The following is a 20,988-nucleotide window of genomic DNA, read 5'->3' on the forward strand; positions in this document are numbered from 1 at the left end:
CGACCACGGCATCACCATCGCCAGAGTGCTCACCGACAACGGATCCTGTTACCGGTCAACACTGTTCGCCGAAGCACTCGGATCGGTGGTGCACAAGCGCACCCGCCCCTACCGACCGCAGACCAACGGCAAAGTCGAACGGTTCAACCGCACCCTGAACCAGGAATGGGCCTACGCCCACACCTACCTCTCCGACGAAGCCCGCGCAGCGACCTACCAGGACTGGGTCCATCACTACAATCACCACCGACCCCACACAGGCATCGACGGCAAGTCACCCATCGAGCGACTCACCGTCCACAACCTCCCCGCGAAGAACAGCTAGCCGGTGAAGGGCGGGACGAACTCGCAGGGCACGGGTCGCGGGTGCGCGGGGTCGAGAGCGTTCAGCACGAACGCCGCGGCCCTCGGCGACCCGACGATGCCGGCATGCTCGGAGAAATCGACGTCGCACGTGTCCTGTACGACGATGTTGGTCGCGTTCGGAGCCTCGACGTAGCCGTCGGTGTACGGGACCACCACCTCGTCGTACCGGGTCATGATGTTCGTGTACGTGATGCCCGGCGCGTAGCGATACGACGCGTCGGGCCACGCGAACTGCGACGGGCCCGACTTCTTCCACAGCGGGGCCAGCGAGACGTACCTGTCGATGTCGTCCGCTCCGCCGAGCACCTGCGCGTAGTAGTTGGGCAGCACCGTGCCCTGCGAGTGTCCGACGATGTCGACCTTCTCGGCGCCCGTCGCGGACAGCACCTCGTCGACGAACGCCGCGAACTGCGCTCCCTTCTCGGGAACCGGCCCGAGGCCACCGATCGCGCTGATCGGCCACGCACCCGGCAGCGCACCGTACGTCGGAGCGAAGACGCAGTACCCCTCGTTCTTCAGCAGCGGCGCGTACACGCCCCACCCGGTCTGCTGCCCGGTCCCCGTCCCGTGCACCAGGATCACCGGATTCGGGTGCTCCGCCGTCGGCGCGCACGAGAAGTCGTTGGTGCCGGGCAGCGATCCGCCCGGGTTCGCGATCTCCGCCGGGAAGCCACTGAAGAAGTTGTAGTCGACGGGCAGCGGATCGGCCGTGGCGGTCGGCGCGCACGCGAGCCACGCGCACGCCGCCAGCGCCACTGTCCAGCGGGTTCTCATCAGCAGAGGCTAGCGGTCACGCCGGTTCGGCTCGGCGGAAGCGCAGTTCCCGCTGCGCACCCCGCACGACCTGCGGCGCGCCCGACCGGTCGTCCCGCCGACGGCATCGTGAGAAACTGGGCGGCATGAGCATCGGAACCCTGATCCTTCTCCGCCACGGCGAGAGCGAGTGGAACGCGTCCAACCAGTTCACCGGATGGCAGGACGTGCGCCTGACCGCCAAGGGTGAGGCGGAGGGGAAGCGTGCCGGCGAGCTGATCAAGGAGGCCGGTGTGCTTCCCGACGTGCTGTACACCTCGCTTCTGCGTCGCGCCATCAGCACCGCGAACCTCGCGCTCGACGCGGCCGATCGGCACTGGATCCCGGTCGTCCGCGACTGGCGTCTGAACGAGCGGCACTACGGCGCACTGCAGGGTCTCGACAAGGCGGCGACCAAGGAGAAGTACGGCGACGAGCAGTTCATGCTGTGGCGTCGTAGCTACGACACCCCGCCGCCCCCCATCGAGGTCGGCTCCGAGTACAGCCAGGACGCCGATCCGCGCTACGCCGATCTCGACAGCGTGCCGCTGACCGAGTGCCTGAAGGACGTCGTCGAACGCTTCGTTCCGTACTACGAGGACGTCATCGTCCCCGAGCTGCGGGCAGGGAAGACGGTCATGATCGCCGCCCACGGCAACTCGCTGCGCGCCCTCGTCAAGTACCTCGACGGCATCTCCGACGCGGACATCGCGGGGCTCAACATCCCCACCGGCATCCCGCTGCAGTACGACCTCACGGAGTCGGGCGACAAGCTCGTTCCCACCGTGCCGGGCGGCACCTACCTCGACCCGGAGGCCGCTGCGGCCGGAGCCGCGGCAGTGGCGAACCAGGGCAAGAAGTAACGACTCGATGAACGCGGTGCGAACGTGCGCCGGACGTGCGGTGACGGCCGGAAAACCCGGCCCACCGTGCGTCGGTGCACGGTCGTGTGACCGTACGATCGGCCCGTGACCACTCCGACCGTCGTACTGATCGCCGCCGTCGCGGCGTTCGGTGGGTACCTCGTCGGTGGAGTGCTGATCCCGTATCTGAACTCCCGCCACGTCCTGCGCCAGACCCGCGACAACGGGCTGACGATGTCCCAGGTCCTCGACCTCATCGTGCTGGCCGCGCACAGCGGTATCGCCGTCGTCGACCAGTTCCACGACGTCGTGCTGTTCAATCCGCGCGCCGAGGAGCTCGGTCTCGTCCGCGGTCGGTCGCTCGACGATCGGGCCTGGAAGGCCGCCACCAGGGTCCTCGAGACCGGTGACCACGTCGAGGTCGACCTCACGGTTCTCGACGCCCGCGGGCGCGCCGGCATCGCCGTGAAGGGGCACGCGCAGCTGCTCTCCCAGGAGGATCGCCGGTTCGTCGTCCTGTTCGCCGACGACGACTCCGAGCAGGTCCGCATGGAGGCCACGCGGCGGGACTTCGTCGCGAACGTCAGCCACGAACTCAAGACCCCCGTCGGCGCCATCAGCCTGCTGGCCGAGGCGCTGCTGCAGTCGCGCGACGATCCCGAGTCGGTCCAGCGATTCGGTGAGCGGATGCTCGACGAGTCCACGCGCCTGGGCAACATGGTCAGCGAACTCATCTCGCTGTCCCGGCTGCAGGGTGCCGAGAAGCTCCCCGATCTCGACGTCGTCGACGTCGACACCGTGGTCAAGAGCGCGCTCTCGCGTTCGGCCCTCAAGGCCGAGGCCACGGGCATCGTCGTCACGACGGACCGACCGAGCGGACTCGAGGTGCTCGGCGATCAGACCTTGCTGGTCACCGCACTGTCCAACCTCGTCGAGAACGCCATCGCGTACTCCCCGAAGGGGTCTCCCGTGTCGGTGACGCGGTCCCTGCGTGACGACGATGCGACGGGCCCACAGAGCATGGTGGCCTTCTCGGTCACCGACCGCGGCATCGGCATCGCCAAGGAGGACCAGGAGCGCGTGTTCGAGCGCTTCTTCCGCGTCGACAAGGCGCGGTCGCGGGCCACCGGCGGTACCGGTCTGGGACTGGCCATCGCCAAGCACGTCGCCGCCAACCACAACGGCCGCATCGAGCTGTGGAGCAAGCCCGGGACGGGCTCGACCTTCACGCTCCTCATTCCTGCTCACATCGAAGACGACGGCGAGCCGTCATGACCGAGAAGGACACCCCATGACGAGCGTGCTCATCGTCGAAGACGAAGAATCGTTGGCCGACCCGCTGGCGTTCCTGCTCCGCAAGGAAGGTTTCGACGCGACCGTCGTCGGCGACGGCCCCTCCGCCCTCGCCGAGTTCGATCGCGTGGGAGCGGACATCGTCCTGCTCGACCTCATGCTGCCGGGCATGAGCGGCACCGACGTGTGCAAGCACCTGCGCAGCCGCTCCGGTGTGCCGGTCATCATGGTCACCGCGCGCGACAGCGAGATCGACAAGGTTGTCGGCCTCGAGCTCGGTGCCGACGACTACGTCACCAAGCCGTACTCGTCGCGCGAACTCATCGCCCGCATCCGCGCGGTCCTGCGCCGCGGATCCGACACCGAGGAGATCGACGACAACAGCATCCTCGAGGCCGGACCGGTACGCATGGACGTGGAGCGCCACGTCGTCATGGTCGGCGGGCAGCAGATCACGTTGCCGCTCAAGGAGTTCGACCTGTTGGAGTACCTGCTCCGCAACTCTGGTCGAGTGCTCACCCGCGGACAGTTGATCGACCGCGTGTGGGGCGCCGACTACGTGGGCGACACGAAGACGCTGGACGTCCACGTGAAGCGGTTGCGCTCGAAGATCGAGACGGACCCCGCGAAGCCCGTGCACCTCGTCACGGTGCGTGGACTGGGGTACAAGCTCGAGGAGTGAGGCCGTTCGGTTTCGGCGAGTACGTCCAAAACGTCGCTGGCGGAGACTGAATCACGGCACTTTCGGCGTACTCGCGGGGGTATCAGGCGGCGAGTAGCCGGCGGACACGACCGACCAGGACATCGGGTTCGCGCCGCACATCGTCCGACGTGATCTGCAGAACGCGCCAGCCTTCATCAGCGAGCAGCGCAAGACGGGCCTTGTCGCGTCGGACGCTCTCGGGCGTTCCGTGGAATTCGTCGCCGTCGTATTCCACCGCGAATCGTCGTGCTGGCCAAGCGAGGTCGAGATAGAAGATGCCGAGTCCGTGCATCACGGGCCACTGCAACTCGGGTGCCGGAAGGTGGCCGTCGTGCAGAACCAGGCGAGTCTCCGACTCCATCGGTGAGCCGGATCTTCGGTCGACGAGCGGTGCCAGACGGCGGACCTCGACGATGCCCCGCCGCCCCCGTTGCGCATCGACTGCTCGTTCCAGCGATCCGGGTTCGCAGCCCACCCGGGCCGCGGCATCGAGAACGGCGAGCGCGCGACCGGGAGAACGTTGCCGTGCGACCTCGACAGCAGTCCAGGCGGGCTCCACGACGAGTCGGGTGCCGATCTCCATGAGCGGCGCACCCCGTCGCTGGTGCACCACCACCCCTGGTCTGCTCTCGATGCGCCGATCGTCCGGCTCCACCACATGTAATTGCTGCGTCTGGTCGAGATCGAAACCGTGCATCGCCGCCGCCGTGTCCATGGATGCGGCGACCCGCGTTCCGAGCTCGATGCTCAGAGCGTCGAGTCGCGCCGAAACAGGGAGCGTTCCGACCGCGTACAGCCCGTGCCGTACGCGGGTCAGCTGACGAGTGTGCACCAGCCACCGCACGCGGCTCGGGGACATGCGTCGGAGGAGATCGGTCGTGTGCAGGAAGCCGCCGTTGGCTCTCATTGCGTCGACGAGTGTGGGGTCCATGGCGCAGACCGTCACGAGCTGCACCGACAGGCGCCGCGTCGATCGAGCAACTCGCCAGTGCCGTGGGGATGACGGGGTGCCTGTGGATGAAGCGTGACCAAGCCCCGGCGAGTACGTCGAAAGTGCTGCGGCGAGCGCCGAGATCACGGCACTTTCGACGTACTCGCGGGGCATTGACGGGACTACGTGCGCTGAGCCTCGCGGGTCGCGGGGTGCACGGCGATCAATCCCAAGCCTTGCCGACGCCGACACAGCGCGGCGAGTTCGGTGTAGACGTCCTTGCCGAGCAGCTCCGTCAGCTCTGGCGCGTACGACTGCCAGACCGCCTTCGAGCCGACGTGTGCGTCGGGGGAGGCGGTGCAGTACCAACTGAGGTCGGCGCCGCCCTCACCCCAGCCGCGTCGGTCGTACTCGCCGACGACGGTCTGCAGGATCTCGACACCGTCGGGGCGCGTCACCCAGTCCTGGGTGCGGCGGATGGGCAGCTGCCAGCAGACGTCGGGCTTCACCTCGAGGGGTTCGACGCCGGTGCGCAGCGCCATCCGGTGCAGTGCGCACCCGATGCCGCCCTCGAAGCCCGGTCGGTTGAGGAAGATGCACGCACCCTTGTACTTGCGGGTGCGCAGCGCCTGCTCGCCCTCGAGGTCGTCGACCTCGACGAAGCCCTTCTTGCCGTGCCCCTTGTCGAAGAACTGCCAGTCGTCCGGCGTGAGCATCTCGACGGAGGCGACGAGTTTGGCGTGGTCGTCGTCGTCCGACAGGAACGCTCCGTGCGAGCAGCACCCGTCGTCGGGCCGATCGGGGACCGTTCCCTGGCACGCGGGGGTTCCGAAGACGCACGTCCAACTCGACAGCAACCACGTCAGATCCGCGCGGACGACGTGCTCGGGGTTGGTCGGATCGACGAACTCGACCCACTCGCGCGGGAAGTCCGGCGCCACCTCGGGTGCGGGATCGAGTTTGTGAGTCGCCGCGGGTTCCAGCACGTCCGCGGGCCGTCCGGTGGCCTCGCCAGACCGCCGTCCGGCCTCGTCGCCCACGCTCGTCGTCTGCTTTGCGGCCCGGCCGGCCTCCGGCCTACCCGCCTTCTCAGCACGTGTCACAAGCCACGACGCTAGACCCAGTACGGTGTTCCCTGTGCGGTTAGGGGTGCTCGACGTCGGAAGCAACACAGTTCATCTGCTCGTGGTCGACGCTCACCGCGGCGGTCACCCGACACCGATGAGCTCCACCAAGGCTGCCCTGCGCCTGGCGGAGAACACCGACGACGCCGGTGACATCACCCAGTCCGGCTCCGATCGACTGGTGCGGACGGTCGCCGACTTCTCGTCGATCGCCACATCGTCGGGCTGCGGCGAGCTCATGGCGTTTGCCACGTCGGCCGTCCGCGACGCACGCAACTCGACCGCCGTCCTGAACCGAGTGCGCGACGAGACCGGCGTGAGCCTGCAGGTCCTCTCCGGCGAGGACGAGTCGCGTCTGACGTTCCTGGCCGTGCGTCGGTGGTACGGCTGGAGTGCCGGGCGCATCCTCGACCTCGACATCGGCGGCGGATCCCTCGAGCTCAGCACCGGGATCGACGAGAACCCGGACGTGGCGATGTCGCTTCCCCTCGGGGCCGGCCGACTGACGCGCGACTGGCTGGCCGAGGATCCTCCCGGCAAGCGGCGGGTCGCCGTGCTGCGTGACTGGCTCGACGCGGAACTCGTCGAACCGGCGAAGAAGCTGCTCGAGCCGGGGCTGCCCGACCGGGCGGTGGGAACGTCGAAGACGTTCCGCTCGTTGGCTCGATTGACGGGCGCCGCTCCGTCGGCTGCCGGCCCCCGTGTCGTCAGGACCCTGACGGCCGACGGTCTGCGTCAGGTCATCTCGTTCATCTCGAGGATGACCTCGGCGGACCGTGCAGAATTGGAAGGCGTGAGCGCGGATCGATCACGACAGATGGTGGCCGGAGCACTGGTCGCCGAGGCGAGCATGCGCGCGCTGTCGATCGATTCGTTGGAGATCTGTCCGTGGGCGCTGCGTGAGGGATTGATCCTGCGCAAGCTGGACACGGAGACGTTCGGCGATGTGGTGGAGACTCGAGAGACATGAGTGACGACAACAACGGAAGTGGCGCGGCCGACACCGGACAGGTGTCGGTGGCGGAACTGCTCGCGCGCAACGGCGCCAAGGTGGACACGCAGTCCGGTGGCGGTCGACGTCGACGCGGCATGGCCGGCGGTATCTCCGTCGCCGAGCTGACCGGCGAGATCCCGATCGTCCGCGACGAGACCCCGGCCGAGGCGCCCGACGACGAGACCGACGCGTCGCCCGAGACCGAGTCGCCGCAGGACCAGCCGCGGCAGGCCGAGGCCGAGGAGTCGACCCGCGACGCCGAGCCCGAGCGGCCCGCCCCGGCACCCGAGCCCACACGGACCACGCCCCGGATCGACGACCGCCGCCGTGAGCAGCAGGCCCGCCCGACCCCCGCGTTCGGTGCCGCCCGATCCGCTCGGCCCGAACCCGCGCTGTTCTCCGGCGCTCCGTCCGTGGCGGTCGACCGCCTGCGTGCCTCCACCGAGGAGCGTGCGCTCGCACCCGAGCGGCCGGCGCAGGAGCGTCCCGCCTCCGATCGACCCGGCACTCCTGAGCAGCAGCGATCGACGCCGGCCGAGCCGGAGGTCGACGCCGACGAGGTCACGGCCGAGAACGACGCGGTGACCACGATCGTCCCGGCAGTGACCGAGGATTCCGAGAACCCGGACACGATCGCCACCGACACGGCCGACGAGGCCGATCTCGCGACCCCCACCGATGCGGAACCCGTCGAGGACGCACCGGTGGCGCCGTCGAAGTCCCGCAGCCCGGTCAAGCAGTGGTTGTCGCTGATCGGCCAGGGCATCGTGGCTATCGTGCTCGGCGCGCTCCTGTTCAAGGGGTTCGAGCGACTGTGGGAGATGCTCCCCTGGGTCGCTTTGGTCCTTGCGTTCTTCGTCATCGTCGGACTCGTGGCCGTGGTGCGTGTGCTGCGCCGCACCGACGACATCGTGTCGATCCTGCTGGCGGTGGTCGTGGGCGGATTCGTCACTCTGGGCCCGCTGGCCTTCATGCTCAGCACCACGTGACGACGCCCGGGCGCCGGCACGTTCCGGTGGGGTTGTCCACGGCCTCGGTCTATCCGCAGAACACCGAGTCCGCGTTCCGCTTCGCCGCGGAACTCGGCTTCGACGGGATCGAGCTCATGGTGTGGGCCGAGCCGATCAGCCAGGACGTCGGTGCGATCAAGCAGCTCAGCCGCGCGTACGGCGTTCCGGTTCTGGCGCTGCACGCACCGTGCCTGCTGATCACCCAGCGGGTGTGGGGTTCGGATCCGGTCTCGAAGCTCGTGCGCTCGGTCCACGCTGCCGAGGCGCTCGGCGCGTCCACCGTGGTGGTGCACCCGCCGTTTCGGTGGCAACGCATCTACGCCGACGGTTTTCCCGACCAGGTCGCCGAGCTCGAGTCCGACAACGAGGGCATGGTCGTCGCCGTCGAGAACATGTTCCCGATGCGTGCGGACCGGCTCTTCGGTGCGGGCACCGGCTCGGTGAAGCGGCTCGAGAAGCGCGGCGGGAAGCCCGGCATCGGGTTCACCGCGTTCGCGCCGTCCTACGACCCGACCGACGTGGGCCACCAGCACTACACGCTGGACTTCTCGCACACCGCGACGTCCGGGCTCGATGCCGTGGCGCTGTCCGAGCGCATGGGCGCCGGGCTCAAGCATCTGCATCTCGCGGACGGCCGCGGCGCCTCCGTCGACGAGCACCTCGTGCCCGGCGACGGCACGCAGCCGGTCGCGGAGGTCTGCCAGGCGCTGGTCGCGCGAGGCTTCGACGGTCAGGCCGTGCTCGAGATCAACACCCAGAACGCGCGGACGGCCACCGAGCGGTCGGCCGCACTCGAACGATCGTTGGCGTTCGCCCGGCAGCACCTCTGACGTCCCTCACCTCTGAAGTCCGCACTCTCGGAAGATCGCACCTTCGGATAGTCGCACTATCCACTGTGGTCTAGAGTTCGACCGGTGCGCATGTCCGAGCTGGTCGAACGGTCCGGGGTCCCGCGACCCACGATCAAGTTCTACCTCCGCGAAGGGCTCCTCATGCCCGGGGTCGGCGCGGCGACGGTGTCCGAGTACACCGACGAGCACCTCGACCGCCTCCGGTTGATCAAGGCCCTTACCGGCGCCTCCCTTCCTCTCGGACGGATCAGGACGGTGCTCGCGGCCCTCGACGAGGCGACCGGCGACGTCCATCCCGCGATGAGCCGGGCACTCGGTGCGCTCCCGCCCTACCTCGACGACGCGGGGCAGGACGGAGTCGACCCGGGTCCGGCGCCGCGTACCTCGCGGATCCTGGAACGGCTCGGCCACGCCGCCGCCGATCTCCCGACCGACAGTTCGGCAGCTCGTCAGCTCGACCACTCCCTCGCCGCCGCCGACGCTGCGGGCGTCCCGCTATCCGACGACGACGTCGTCGCGTACGCCCGTGCCGTGCGCGTGATCGCGGAGGGGGAGTGGGCGCGGGTGCTCGACCACACCGAGCCACGCGACGCCGTGCGCTTCGCCGTCCTCGGGACGGTGCTCTACGAACCGGTGGTCACCGCCCTGCGCCGCCTCGCGCACCACGATCTCGCCCAGCAGCACTTCGCCCCGACCGGCCTTCCCGACCAACTCACCCGGCCGGCCTCCGGCCTTCCCGACCAACTCACCCGGCCGGCCTCCGGCCTTCCCGACCGGCCCCACCCGACGACAGATTCGAGCGACCAGTGACCGACGCCCCGTTCCGCACCCTCACCACACTCGATCGCACCGACACGGATCTGTTCGAGGGCAGCATCGACCCGACGTGGACCATCGGCCCCAAGGTGCACGGCGGCGCCATGATGAGTGTCTGTGCCGCGGCCGCCACTCAGCGTCTCGCGCTGGACGACGACCCGATCGAGCTCACTCCGCTCGCAGTCAGCGCCAGCTACCTCGCGGCGCCCGATCCCGGCCCGGTGACGGTCGAGACGACGGTGCTCAAGCGTGGTCGGCGCGTGGTGCACGTCGACGCGGTGTTGCTGCAGAACGGTCGTCCCGCGGTGCGGAGCGTGGTCACGCTCGGCACGCCGGACAGCGGAGCGCCCGTGCACCAGGAGCACGAGTCGTCCCTGGCGTCGGTCCTCGACATGGCCGTCGAGCCGCCGGACTCGGCCGCTCGAGTGGCGCCCGGTCACCCGATGGCGGACGTCGTCCACGTCGCGACGGGCTGCGACATGCGTCTCGATCCCACCGCCGCGCACTTCCTGACCGGCGCGCAGGGGTCGGCGGAGATCCGCATGTGGGTCCGGCCGCGGCCCGACGACGAGAACGATCCCGTCACCGCGGCGCTGTTCGCCATCATGGCCGGCGACATCTGCCCGCCCGTGACGATGAATCGCGGCCTCTTCGGCTGGGCTCCGACGGTCCAGCTCACGACGTACCTGCGCCACACCCCGGCACCCGGCTGGCTGCGCGTGAAGTCGTCGAGCACCGTGCTCGGCGGTTCCTGGTTCGAGGAGGACCACACCATCGTCGACTCCACCGGTGCCGTGGTGGTGCAGAGCCGACAGCTGGCCATGGTGCCGCTCGCGACCTGAGCCCGACCGAGGGACCGCGACACCCTGCTGACCGCCACCCGGGGCATGGCACGCTGAGCGCATGACGAGAATTGCGGTGATCGGCGGCGGCCGGATCGGTGAGGCGTTGATCGCAGGACTGATCGAGGGCGGGTTGCCCACCGGCAACGTGGTGCTGGCGGAGAAGTACCCGGCCCGCGCGGACGCGGTGGCCACCCAGTTCGGCATTCGGACCACCAGCGTGATCGACGCGATCGAGGGCGCCGACGTCATCGTCGTCGCGGTGAAGCCCGACGACGTCGACTCGGTGATCACCCAGATGTCCAAGGCCGAGCTCAACGGGGAGCGCGAGCAGATCATCGTGACGATGGCCGCCGGCGTCACCGCGTCGCGCTACGAGCCGAAGCTGCCCGCGGGCATCCCGATCGTCCGTGTCATGCCCAACACCCCGATGTTGGTGGGCGAGGCGATGAGCGTGCTGGCCCCCGGCCGCCATGCCCGCTCGGAGCACATCGAGACGGTGCGCAAGCTGCTCGGCACCGTCGGGAAGACGGCCGTCGTGTCCGAGGACAAGATCGACGCGGTCACCGCCGTCTCCGGATCCGGACCCGCCTACTTCTTCCTCATGGCCGAGGCCATGATCGACGCCGCCGTGGGTCTCGGACTGCCTCGCGACACCGCCACGACACTGGTCGTCCAGACGATGGTGGGCTCCGCGGCGATGCTCGATCGCTCGGACGAGTCACCGCAGGAGCTCCGCGCCGGTGTGACGTCTCCCGGCGGCACCACGGCGGCGGCCATCGCCCAGCTGGAGCGAAAGGGCTTCCGAGCTGCGCTTCTCGACGCGATCGACGCCGCCAAGGCGCGGGGAATGGCTCTCGGTTCACCGGTCGAATAAATATTGGTCCCCCCACCCGTCGCTTTTGTCACTCGAGTCCCGCTAAGCTCGCTGCAGCACGTGCGTGTCTGTTCTGCCGGAGGGGAAGCCGGCAGCGCGGGCGTGCCGGAGGTATGTGGATTTATGGAATCCGTCAACAAGCCGTCCGGGTCGAGCAAGAGCTCGTCCCACGACGGCCAACCGGCTGTGGCCGGAACCCAGTTCCTCACGGTGGCAGAAGTTGCCTCACTGATGAGGGTGTCCAAGATGACCGTGTACCGCCTGGTGCACGGTGGCGAGCTGCCCGCCGTTCGTGTGGGCCGTTCGTTCCGAGTGCATGCGAAGGCGGTGCACGACTACCTGGAGACGTCCTACTTCGACGCAGGCTGACGCACGCTCCACGTGGAACGGTGCATGCCCGGGGAAGGGCATCGGCACGGTTCACCGGAATCGGACGGTTCGGGTGTGCGCCGCTGCTGCGGAGGCCGGTCGAGGGTGGTCGTGTGAGCTGGGTATGATGGGGCTGAGTCGCGTGAGCGCGCAGTCCCGTCACTGCCGTGTCCGCCGACGACCGAACAGCACCAGCAGCGGTATCAGCAGTGCAGCTGTACAGAGACGAAAGAACGCGAGGACACCCGCATGGGTTCAGTGATCAAGAAGCGTCGCAAGCGCATGTCGAAGAAGAAGCACCGCAAGCTGCTTCGCCGCACCCGCGTTCAGCGCAGGAAATTGGGTAAGTGATCCGCTAGGGATCGCGACGACTTCCGCCCGTGAGGATCGAGTTTCGACCGTCCTCGCGGGCGTTGTCGTATCCGGTCCCGCGGGTGTCGCGTGCCGGTTCTTCTCGTGCCGGAGCGCGCACGCGGGGTTCGTGACACCATGGCGTGTGCGGCGCCGCGCGAGCGGTGGCCACGGGAGAAACCGAGGGGGTCTGGTGAGCTCTGACGACACCGGGCGCGACGCTCCACGCGTCGTGCTCGTCACGGGAGCGAGCCGATTCCTGGGCGGATACCTCACCATGCGACTGGCGCAGAACCCGTCGATCGAGCGGGTCGTCGCCGTCGATGCCGTGGCACCCACCAAGGACATGATCCGGCGGATGGGTCGCGCCGAATTCGTGCGGGCGGACATCCGTAACCCGTTGATCGGCAAGGTCATCCGCAGCGCGGGCGTCGACACCGTCGTGCACGCGTCGCTGCTGTCCCGGCCGCCCAGCGGCGGTGGCCGCACGGTGATGAAGGACCTCAACGTGCTCGGGGCGATGCAGCTGTTCGCCGTCTGCCAGAAGTCGCCGACGGTGCGGCACGTGGTGCTGCGCTCGTCGACGGCGGTGTACGGCTGCAGTGCGAAGGATCCGGCGCAGTTCACCGAGGAGATGGGCGCGCGGTCACGTCCGCAGGGCGGCTTCGCCCGCGACGCCATCGAGACCGAGGGCTACGCCCGTGGGCTGGGCCGTCGTCGTCCGGACATCGACGTCAGCATCCTGCGCAACGCCCCCATGATCGGACCCCGGTTGAACGGATCCGTCTCGCGCTACCTCACCTCGCCGGTCACACCGTCGATCCTCGGTCGCGATGCGCGCATGCAGTTGCTGCACGAGGAGGACGCGCTCTCCGCACTCGAACGCGCCACGTTGGCCGGCCCCGCGGGCACCTTCAACATCGCGGCCGACGGCATCATCATGCTGTCGCAGGCCATCCGCCGAGCCGGCCGCGTGGAGCTGCCGGTGCCCATGGCCCTGTTCCGCACCACCGGCAAGGCGGTGATGGGATCGCTGATGCGCGACTTCTCGGCGGAGCAGCTCGACTACTTCAACTTCGGATGCGGGGTGGACACCACCCGGATGAAGAACGTCCTCGGATTCACCCCACGGTGGACCACCGTGCAGGCGTTCGACGATTTCGTGCGCGGAGTCGCGCTGACGCCGGTGATCCGGCGTGAATGGGTCGACGCGATCGAGAATCGTGTCATCGGACTGTTGGGCGGTGCGACCTCCGGGGCGCACCCGTCGCCCGTGTCGTTGCCGGCCGGAGCGGGAAGGTGACCGACGTGGCCAAAGTGATTCCGCTGCACGGTAAGTCGTTCGATCGCCTCCGGCAGTCCACGCCCGACGGTGGGCCACGCGCCGGCAGCGACCCGGCGGACGTCCGCGGTCGGCACCCCTCGTCCTATGCGTCCCCGTCGCCCTCGCCCTCGATGATGCCGAGTGTCGAGGTGCCGACGCCTCTGGTCGTGCCCGAGACGGCAGCACCGCATGCGACGCCGGACGTCGGCGAGTTCCCGTCGGCCGTCGAGTCGGTACGGCGTGCTCTCGTCGACCGTGTCGCCGGGGGAGCGGACTTCCTGCGGACGCGCCTGTCGGGCGACTACGAGGTCGACGAGTTCGGTTACGACCCCCACTTCGCCGATTCCGTCTGGCTTCCGGCGTTGCGACCGCTGTTCGAGAAGTGGTTCCGCGTCGAGGTGCGCGGGATCGAGAACGTGCCCGCCGAGGGCGGCGCCCTGGTGGTCTCGAACCACGCGGGTGTCATCCCGATCGACGGACTCATGGCCTCGGTCGCGATGCGGGATCACCACCCGCAGCACCGCGCGCTGCGCATGCTCGCCGCGGACCTCGCGTTCGAGACCCCGCTGGTCGGCAGCATCGCGCGCCGCGCCGGCCATACCCTGGCCTGCCAACCCGACGCCGAGCGACTGCTGCGTGGCGGCGAGGTCGTGGCGGTGTTCCCGGAAGGGTTCAAGGGCATCGGCAAGCCGTTCAGTGAGCGCTACAAGCTGCAGCGCTTCGGCCGCGGTGGCTTCGTCTCCGCCGCGCTGCGCACCCAGACGCCCATCATCCCGTGCTCGATCGTCGGGTCCGAGGAGATCTACCCGAAGATCGGTGACCTGACGACGCTCGCACGCGTCCTCGGCATGCCGTACTTCCCGGTCACGCCGCTGTTCCCGCACTTCGGTCCGCTGGGTCTCGTCCCGCTGCCGTCGAAGTGGTACATCGAGTTCGGCGAGCCCATCGAGACCACGTCCTACGAGCCGTCCGCCGCCGACGACCCGATGGAACTGTTCGAGGTCACCGACCGCGTGCGCGAGACGATCCAGCAGACGCTCTACCGGCTGTTGACCCGTCGCCGGAACGTCTTCCTCGGCTAGAGGGCGTCGGCGATCAGCTCGTCGACGATCTGTGCCGAGAGCGTCACCAGCGGGAGTCCACCGCCGGGGTGCGACGATCCACCGACCAGGAACAGGCCGGGGATCGGCGAGCGATTGGCCGGGCGCAGGAACGCGGCCGTCGCCCCGTTGGACGACGTTCCGTAGATGGACCCGCCCGGAGTCATGGTGCGGCGCATCAGATCTGCCGGCGAGATGATCTCCCGCCACAGCACCCGCTCGCGCACGTCCACTCCGCGCTCCGCCATGACGTCGAGGATGCGGTCGGCGTAGCCCTCCGACAGTTCGGGAGCGTCCCAGTCGACCAGCGCCGAGGAACCGGTGCCGTGTCGCGCGGCGTTCACCAGGACGAACCAGGCCTCGGTGTCGTCGTCCGGGCGCAGAGCCGGATCGTCGGGGGCGCTGACGTAGACGGTCGGGGCGTCGGCGGGGTGCGCCGGCCGCGTGCGGGTGCCGAAGACGGCGTCGAACTCGGCGTCGTAGTCGTCCGGGAACAGCACCCGGTGGTGCGGGGTGTCGGCGTCGCGGCCCCGCAGAGCCAGCAGGATCACGAAGCCGGACAGGCTCGCGGTGGTCGCGTCGAGGCGCCGCCGGGCGAGCGCGGTGCGCCGCGTGGCGGGGACCAGAGACCGGTAGACCTGCTCGGCATCGGCGTTCGCGACGACGATGTCGGCCGCGACGGGTCCGTGTGTGGTGTCGACGCCGGTGGTGCGTCCGTTCTCGACGCGCACGCCGGTCACCGTGACACCCGTGCGGATCTCCGCTCCGAGCGATGTCGCGCGGTCGACGATCGCCTCGGCGATGCGGTGCAGCCCACCGGGAACGTGCCACGATCCCCAGCGCTGCTCGACGTGCGGCACCGTGGCGAGGGCCGCCGGGGCGCGCCGCGGATCCGAGCCGGTGTAGGTGGCGTAGCGGTCGAGCATCATCGCCAGCCGGGGATCGGTGAGGTACTGCCGACCCAGATCACGCAGCGACGACCACGGGCTGATGGTGCGGAGGTCGCCCACCCGTCGCGACAGCGATACCAGTTCGCGGGGGCCGATGGGCGATTCGAGGAACGCCTCGTGGGTGGCGTCCCAGATCTGCTCGGCACGCTCGGAGAACCGGGACCACTGCGCACCGGCACCGGCTCCGAGCGCCGAGTCCAGAGCGGCGGGGATCTCCTCCGCGCGACCGGGCATGTCCAGCTCGGTGCCGTCGGGAAAGCGGTAGCGACACGCGACCGGGAGCCGGTCGAACGTGAGGTCCGACGGCCCACCGGTCTGCGCGAAGAGATCGTGGAACACGTGCGGCATGGTGACCAGTGACGGCCCGGTGTCGAACGAGAAGCCGTCCCGCCGAACGATGCCGAGCTTCCCGCCCAGATCGTGCGACTGCTCGAGCACGACGGTCTCGACACCGCGGTGGGCCAGGCGGGCGGCGGTGGCGAGTCCGCCGACACCCGCACCGATGACGACTGCTCTCACAGGACTCACGGATTGCGTCGGCCGAGCACCGCGGCGACGCCGCCGCCGACGGCACCGAGTGCGAGAGCGGTGGGGACGCCGATCTTGGCGGCCTTGCGGCCGGTGCGGAAGTCGCGGATCTCCCACCCGCGGTTCTTCGCGAGCTCGCGCAGGTCCGCGTCGGGATTGACCGCGACGGCCGTCCCGACGAGGGACAGCATCGGCACGTCGTTGTGGCTGTCGGAGTAGGCGGTGCAGCGTCGCAGGTCGAGGCCCTCGCGCACGGCGAGGGTCCGCACGGCGTGGGCCTTGCCGCGACCGTGCAGGATGTCGCCGACGAGGCGCCCGGTGAAGACGCCGTCCTTGCTCTCGGCGACGGTGCCCAACGCGCCGGTCAGGCCGAGGCGTTTGGCGATGATGGACGCCAGCTCCACCGGGGTGGCGGTGACGAGCCACACCTGCTGGCCGGCGTCGAGGTGCATCTGCGCGAGAGCACGGGTGCCGGCCCAGATGCGGTCGGCGATGATCTCGTCGAAGATCTCCTCGCCGAGCCGCACGATCTCCGCGGTCGAGCGGCCCTCGACGAAGGACAGTGCCTTCTCGCGGCCGGTGCTGACGTCGCCCAGGTTCTCCTTGCCGCTCACCCGGAACTTGATCTGCTGCCAGGCGAACTCGGAGACGTCCTTGGACGTGAAGTACTTGCGGGCCGCGAGCCCGCGGGCGAAGTGGATGATCGACGCGCCCTGCACCATCGTGTTGTCGACGTCGAAGAACGCGGCGGCAGTGAGATCACGCGGAACCGTACTGACGTGGTCGTCGGCGGCCTCGGCGCTCTCGGCCTGCAGCGCGATGGCGGCATCGGCGCTCGCCTCGCCGGCGAGCTTGGCGCGGATCTGGGCGGCGGTGGGGCCGAGGGGATTGCGGATCCGTCGACGGACCTGCTTCTCGGCCGCCTCCGGGTCGACGAGTCGACGTTCCCGCGACTCGTCCATCACCTCGGGCGACTCGGTGAGTTCCGAATCGGGCGTGACAGCAGCATGTGCGTCGTCCGGATCATGCTGATCGGGCACGGTGCACCTCCCCACCTCGACCGGTCGTCCCACGGGCGCGGGCCGTCCCGGTCCTGCCGATCCACCCTAACCGCGTGCGCGAGGCGGTGAGACACTCGACTCATGACCAGCCCGGTACGCACCGTGACGTTGCTGACACGCGCCGGATGCGGGGCGTGCGACGCCGCCCTGCGCGTGCTCGTTCCCCTGTGTGCGGAGTACGGCGTGGCCTGCGAGTCGGTCGACGTCGACGCGGTGGCCGCGCAGGACCCTGACCTGCGGGCGGAGTACGGGGACCGGCTGCCGGTGGTGCTGCTGGACGGCCGCGAACACAGCTACTGGGACGTCGACGTGCCCCGGCTGCGGCGCGATCTGGAGAACTGACCCGGGCCGCTCGTCACCGTCGGTGCGCGCGGCCGTCGGATCACCGGGCGCGGGATCGTACTACACGGGTCGGCGACTTTGTTCATCCCTCCACGAGAGGTTACCGTGGAGAGAAGAAAGGGGTCGGCGACGAACCCTGCGTCACAGGTACCACGGTCCTGTGCGTGGCCCGCCGATCCTCGGATGACCGTGGAGACCGCATGCCTGTCATCAGGCGTGCCGTCGGACGAGGAGCCTTCGACGTGACCTCACAACGCCGCCTGCCCGGCGTCGGTATCGCGCGCTCCGGCGCGGTGTCCGACTCCGGCCGCGACGGTGGTGCTGTGTCTCGTGACGGTGGTGCGGTCTCTCGCGCTGTGCCCCAGGCTACGGTCACCCGATTCGCGGGGTATCTCCGGGTACTGAGTTCGCTGACCGACACCCGAGTGATGATCGTCTCGAGCGAGGACCTCGCGACGGCCGCCGGGGTCGGTTCGGCCACGCTGCGCAAGGACCTCTCGTTCCTCGGCCCGATGGGTGTTCGCGGAGTGGGATACGACGTCGCTCGCCTGCGGGCGCGCATCGAGCTGGCGCTCGGTCTGGATCGCGGTCACCGCGTCGTGCTGGTGGGCACCGGCAACCTCGGCACCGCACTGGTCGGGTACGACGGGTTCAGTCGTCGCGGTTTCACGATGGTCGCCCTGTTCGACAGCGATCCGGCCGTCGTGGGCCGCGAGATCACCGTCGGCAACGCCGACGACGGTTACTCGCAGCTCACCGTTCTGCACGTCGATCGGCTGGTCGAGGTCGCCGCCGAGCTCGGCGCCACCGTCGGCGTCGTCGCCACGCCGGACGCTGCCGCCCAGTCCGCCGTCGACGCCCTCGTCGAGGCCGACATCGACTGCATCCTCAGTTTCGCGTCCACCGATCCGGTGACCCCCCCGCACGTCGATCTCCGCCGCGTCGATCTCGCCGTGGAGCTGCAGGTCCTCTCGTTCGCGAACGCCCACAAGGCACCGCGCATCCGTCCCGCCCGCCCGGTCTGTCGTGATCCCCGGACGGTCACCCCCGCTAGTAGAAACGGATCGGTGATAGCACCGTGAGTGTCCTTCTCCTCGGGATTTCGCATCGAAGCGCTCCCGTCTCGGTGCTCGAACGTATCGCCGTCAGCGACACGGAACGCCCGAAACTGACCGACGAGATCATGATGTCGCCGCATGTCTCCGAGGTCATGATCGTCTCGACGTGCAACCGCGTCGAGGTGTACGCGGTGGTCGACGCCTTCCACGGCGCCCTGACCGATCTCGGTGCACTGTTGTCCGAGCACTCCGGTCTCGAGCTCGCCGAGCTCACGAAGTACGCCTACGTGCGCTACAGCGAGGCCGCGGCCGAGCACCTGTTCGCCGTCGCCGGCGGACTCGACTCGATGGTGATCGGTGAGCAGCAGATCCTCGGGCAGATCCGTGCCGCCTACGCGGCGTCGGACGCTCAGCAGGCATCGGGCCGCGCGCTCCACGAGCTGGCGCAGCAGGCGCTGCGCGTGGGCAAGAAGGTCCACTCCGAGACGGGCATCGACAAGGCGGGAGCCTCCGTGGTCTCCGTCGCGCTCGATCGCGCCTCCGACGTGCTCGGTGGTCTCGCGGGCAAGAAGGCCGTCGTGCTCGGCGCCGGCGCGATGGGCGGTCTCTCCGTCGCTCATCTGACGCGCACCGGCATCGGCAGCATCGCGGTCGCCAACCGCACCCAGAGCCGCGCGCAGCACCTGTCCGAGACCGCGGCCTCGGGCGGCGTGACGTCGTTCGCGATCACACTCGACCAGCTCTCCGCGACGGTGGCGGACGCCGACATCCTCGTCACCTGTACCGGTGCGGTGGGTGCCGTCGTGACCATCGCCGACGCCCATCGTGCGCTCGCCCAGCGCGACACGCAGGCTCGCCCGCTGGTGATCTGCGACCTGGGCCTGCCTCGCGACGTCGAGCACGCCGTCGCCGGCCTGCCCGGCGTGACCGTCCTGGACATGGAGTCGCTGCAGCACGATCCCGCGGCCGGCGCCGCGGCGTCCGACGAGCGTGCGGCCCGCGACATCGTGGCCGCCGAGCTCGCCTCCTACCTGTCCGGACAGCGCCTCGCCGAGGTCACCCCGACCGTCACGGCGCTGCGTCAGCGGGCCGCCGAGGTCGTCGAGTCGGAGCTCATGCGGCTCGACTCACGACTGCCCGATCTGGCCGACCCGCAGCGCGACGAGGTGGCCCGCACCGTGCGCCGCGTCGTCGACAAGCTGCTGCACGCGCCCACCGTGCGCGTGAAGCAGCTGGCCACCACGCCGGGCGGCGACTCCTACGCCGAGGCGCTCCGGGAGCTCTTCGAGCTCTCGCCGAGCACGGTTCAGGCCGTCGCGTCGCCGATGGAGGTCGCCACCGCCGTCGACACGGACAATCCCACCGCCGCCCTCGCGGACGACTTCACCCTCTCCCACGAGCGGGGTACGGAATGATCGCGAACGCCGCTGCGCTGGGTGATCGCGTGGTGCGTATCGGTACCCGCGGCAGCCTGCTCGCCACGACGCAGGCCGAGACCGTCCGCGCTGCCATCACGGCCGCCGGTGTCCGCACCGAGCTGGTCGTCGTGACCACCGCGGGCGACAAGTCGGCCGCACCGGTGCAGGAGATCGGCGTGGGCGTCTTCACCGCCGCCCTCCGGGAAGCATTGGCGGACAAGACCATCGACGTCGCCGTGCACTCCTACAAGGATCTTCCGACGGCGGAGGACGAGCGTTTCACCATCGGCGCGATCCCGCAGCGCGAGGACGCGCGTGACGCCCTGGTGGCGCGCGACGGACTGGTGCTCGGCGAACTGCCCGCCGGTTCCACCGTCGGCACGTCCGCACCGCGGCGTATCGCCCAGCTGCGCGCACTCGGCCTCGGCCTGGACGTGCAGCCCCTGCGCGGCAACCTCGACACTCGCATCGGCAAGGTCACCAAGGGTGAGCTCGACGCCGTCGTCGTGGCCCGTGCCGGACTGGCGCGGATCGACCGTCTGGACGTCGTCACCGAGGCTCTCGAGCCGGTGCAGTTCCTGCCGGCTCCCGCTCAGGGGGCACTCGCAGTGGAGTGCCGCTCCGACGACCACGATCTGGCCTCCGTGCTCGCGACCCTCGACGATCCCGCGGCGCGCGCCTCGGTGACGGCGGAGCGGGCCCTGCTCGCCGAGCTCGAGGCCGGTTGCACCGCTCCGGTCGGGGCCATCGCCGAGGTCGTCGAATCCATCGACGAGGACGGCCGAGTCTTCGAGGAACTGTCCCTGCGCGGCTGCGCCGCCGCGGTGGACGGCTCCGACGTGATCCGAGCCTCCGCAGTGGGGCCCGTCGACGACGCCGACGGCATCGGCCGCCGTGTCGCCCGTGAACTTCTCGAACTCGGCGCCCGAGACCTGGTCGCCGTCACCGAGCCCTCCAGTTCGTCCACCGCCGCCTCGACCCAGAGACCGGGCGGTACCGAGAAAGGCGAGTCGATCGATGCGTGA

General features: G+C 69.5%; 23 protein-coding genes. 18 read left to right on the forward strand and 5 right to left on the reverse strand.

Going from position 1 to position 20,988, the window contains the following annotated elements; translation table 11 throughout:
- Positions 1-325 (forward strand): integrase core domain-containing protein (locus BR07_RS0105030; protein WP_027504490.1); only part of this gene is annotated, 325 nt, incomplete at its 5' end.
- Here the strand turns inward: BR07_RS0105030 and BR07_RS0105035 are convergent.
- Complete coding sequence (locus BR07_RS0105035) at positions 322-1,140, reverse strand: esterase/lipase family protein (RefSeq protein WP_027504491.1); 819 nt, start codon at positions 1,138-1,140, stop codon at positions 322-324. The genes BR07_RS0105030 and BR07_RS0105035 overlap by 4 nt on opposite strands.
- 125 nt (positions 1,141-1,265) lie before the next feature.
- Between BR07_RS0105035 and BR07_RS0105040 the strand changes: the two genes are divergently transcribed.
- The 3 genes from BR07_RS0105040 (at position 1,266) to BR07_RS0105050 (ending at position 3,996) form a co-directional block, all read left to right on the forward strand.
- A complete protein-coding gene (locus tag BR07_RS0105040; RefSeq protein WP_027504492.1) occupies positions 1,266-2,021 on the forward strand; it encodes a phosphoglyceromutase in 756 nt (251 codons plus the stop codon).
- A gap of 105 nt (positions 2,022-2,126) precedes the next feature.
- Positions 2,127-3,296 (forward strand): sensor histidine kinase, encoded by a 1,170-nt coding sequence (locus tag BR07_RS0105045; protein WP_027504493.1) that lies wholly within the window; start codon positions 2,127-2,129, stop codon positions 3,294-3,296.
- A gap of 16 nt (positions 3,297-3,312) precedes the next feature.
- On the forward strand, positions 3,313-3,996 hold the full coding sequence (locus tag BR07_RS0105050) for a response regulator transcription factor (RefSeq protein ID WP_027504494.1): 684 nt from the start codon (positions 3,313-3,315) through the stop codon (positions 3,994-3,996).
- Positions 3,997-4,078: 82 nt separating this feature from the next.
- On the opposite strand, the gene BR07_RS0105055 is transcribed toward BR07_RS0105050, so the two are convergent.
- A complete protein-coding gene (locus BR07_RS0105055; protein ID WP_051613155.1) occupies positions 4,079-4,948 on the reverse strand; it encodes a DUF559 domain-containing protein in 870 nt (289 codons plus the stop codon).
- Positions 4,949-5,130: 182 nt separating this feature from the next.
- Entirely contained in the window at positions 5,131-5,931 is an 801-nt protein-coding gene (locus BR07_RS0105060; RefSeq protein ID WP_027504496.1) for a hypothetical protein, read from the reverse strand.
- A gap of 154 nt (positions 5,932-6,085) precedes the next feature.
- Between BR07_RS0105060 and BR07_RS0105065 the strand changes: the two genes are divergently transcribed.
- The 10 genes from BR07_RS0105065 (at position 6,086) to BR07_RS0105105 (ending at position 14,588) form a co-directional block, all read left to right on the forward strand.
- Entirely contained in the window at positions 6,086-7,042 is a 957-nt protein-coding gene (locus tag BR07_RS0105065; protein ID WP_027504497.1) for a Ppx/GppA phosphatase family protein, read from the forward strand.
- Positions 7,039-8,055, forward strand: a complete 1,017-nt coding sequence (locus tag BR07_RS0105070; RefSeq protein WP_027504498.1) for a Yip1 family protein — start codon at positions 7,039-7,041, stop codon at positions 8,053-8,055. Before BR07_RS0105065 ends, BR07_RS0105070 begins: the two co-directional genes overlap by 4 nt.
- The gene (locus BR07_RS0105075; protein WP_231476212.1) at positions 8,052-8,906 is read left to right on the forward strand and encodes a sugar phosphate isomerase/epimerase family protein; all 855 of its coding nucleotides are present in this window, start codon (positions 8,052-8,054) and stop codon (positions 8,904-8,906) included. Before BR07_RS0105070 ends, BR07_RS0105075 begins: the two co-directional genes overlap by 4 nt.
- A gap of 90 nt (positions 8,907-8,996) precedes the next feature.
- Positions 8,997-9,737, forward strand: coding sequence for a MerR family transcriptional regulator (locus tag BR07_RS23415; protein ID WP_231476247.1), 741 nt, complete (start codon positions 8,997-8,999; stop codon positions 9,735-9,737).
- Complete coding sequence (locus tag BR07_RS0105085; RefSeq protein WP_027504500.1) at positions 9,734-10,585, forward strand: thioesterase family protein; 852 nt, start codon at positions 9,734-9,736, stop codon at positions 10,583-10,585. Before BR07_RS23415 ends, BR07_RS0105085 begins: the two co-directional genes overlap by 4 nt.
- Before the next feature lie 61 nt (positions 10,586-10,646).
- Positions 10,647-11,462 carry a pyrroline-5-carboxylate reductase gene (proC, locus tag BR07_RS0105090; RefSeq protein ID WP_027504501.1) on the forward strand — a complete coding sequence of 272 codons (816 nt, stop codon included), beginning with the start codon at positions 10,647-10,649 and terminating at the stop codon, positions 11,460-11,462.
- A gap of 123 nt (positions 11,463-11,585) precedes the next feature.
- The gene (locus tag BR07_RS0105095; RefSeq protein WP_027504502.1) at positions 11,586-11,831 is read left to right on the forward strand and encodes a helix-turn-helix domain-containing protein; all 246 of its coding nucleotides are present in this window, start codon (positions 11,586-11,588) and stop codon (positions 11,829-11,831) included.
- A gap of 249 nt (positions 11,832-12,080) precedes the next feature.
- Entirely contained in the window at positions 12,081-12,182 is a 102-nt protein-coding gene (locus BR07_RS26520; protein WP_003402602.1) for a 30S ribosomal protein bS22, read from the forward strand.
- A gap of 193 nt (positions 12,183-12,375) precedes the next feature.
- Entirely contained in the window at positions 12,376-13,485 is a 1,110-nt protein-coding gene (locus BR07_RS23420) for an NAD-dependent epimerase/dehydratase family protein (RefSeq protein ID WP_155956935.1), read from the forward strand.
- A complete protein-coding gene (locus BR07_RS0105105; protein ID WP_027504503.1) occupies positions 13,482-14,588 on the forward strand; it encodes a lysophospholipid acyltransferase family protein in 1,107 nt (368 codons plus the stop codon). Before BR07_RS23420 ends, BR07_RS0105105 begins: the two co-directional genes overlap by 4 nt.
- Here BR07_RS0105105 and BR07_RS0105110 read toward each other — a convergent pair.
- The gene (locus BR07_RS0105110) at positions 14,585-16,075 is read right to left on the reverse strand and encodes a phytoene desaturase family protein (protein ID WP_037184684.1); all 1,491 of its coding nucleotides are present in this window, start codon (positions 16,073-16,075) and stop codon (positions 14,585-14,587) included. The two genes, BR07_RS0105105 and BR07_RS0105110, sit on opposite strands and share 4 nt — an antisense overlap.
- 5 nt (positions 16,076-16,080) lie before the next feature.
- Positions 16,081-17,046 (reverse strand): HAD family hydrolase, encoded by a 966-nt coding sequence (locus BR07_RS23425; protein ID WP_051613156.1) that lies wholly within the window; start codon positions 17,044-17,046, stop codon positions 16,081-16,083.
- A 180-nt stretch (positions 17,047-17,226) separates the two neighbouring features.
- Here BR07_RS23425 and BR07_RS0105120 point away from each other — a divergent pair, with 180 nt between their 5' ends.
- The 4 genes from BR07_RS0105120 to hemC all read left to right on the forward strand — a co-directional run bounded on the left by BR07_RS0105120 (position 17,227) and on the right by hemC (position 20,988).
- A complete protein-coding gene (locus tag BR07_RS0105120; RefSeq protein WP_027504505.1) occupies positions 17,227-17,487 on the forward strand; it encodes a glutaredoxin family protein in 261 nt (86 codons plus the stop codon).
- 200 nt (positions 17,488-17,687) lie between these two features.
- Positions 17,688-18,569 (forward strand): redox-sensing transcriptional repressor Rex, encoded by an 882-nt coding sequence (locus BR07_RS0105125; protein WP_037184687.1) that lies wholly within the window; start codon positions 17,688-17,690, stop codon positions 18,567-18,569.
- The gene (locus BR07_RS0105130) at positions 18,566-19,960 is read left to right on the forward strand and encodes a glutamyl-tRNA reductase (protein WP_027504507.1); all 1,395 of its coding nucleotides are present in this window, start codon (positions 18,566-18,568) and stop codon (positions 19,958-19,960) included. Before BR07_RS0105125 ends, BR07_RS0105130 begins: the two co-directional genes overlap by 4 nt.
- A 29-nt stretch (positions 19,961-19,989) precedes the next feature.
- Positions 19,990-20,988 (forward strand): hydroxymethylbilane synthase, encoded by a 999-nt coding sequence (gene hemC, locus BR07_RS0105135; RefSeq protein WP_027504508.1) that lies wholly within the window; start codon positions 19,990-19,992, stop codon positions 20,986-20,988.

The organism is Rhodococcus sp. UNC23MFCrub1.1, assembly GCF_000686025.1.
In the GTDB taxonomy this organism is placed as follows: Bacteria; Actinomycetota; Actinomycetes; order Mycobacteriales; family Mycobacteriaceae; genus Rhodococcoides.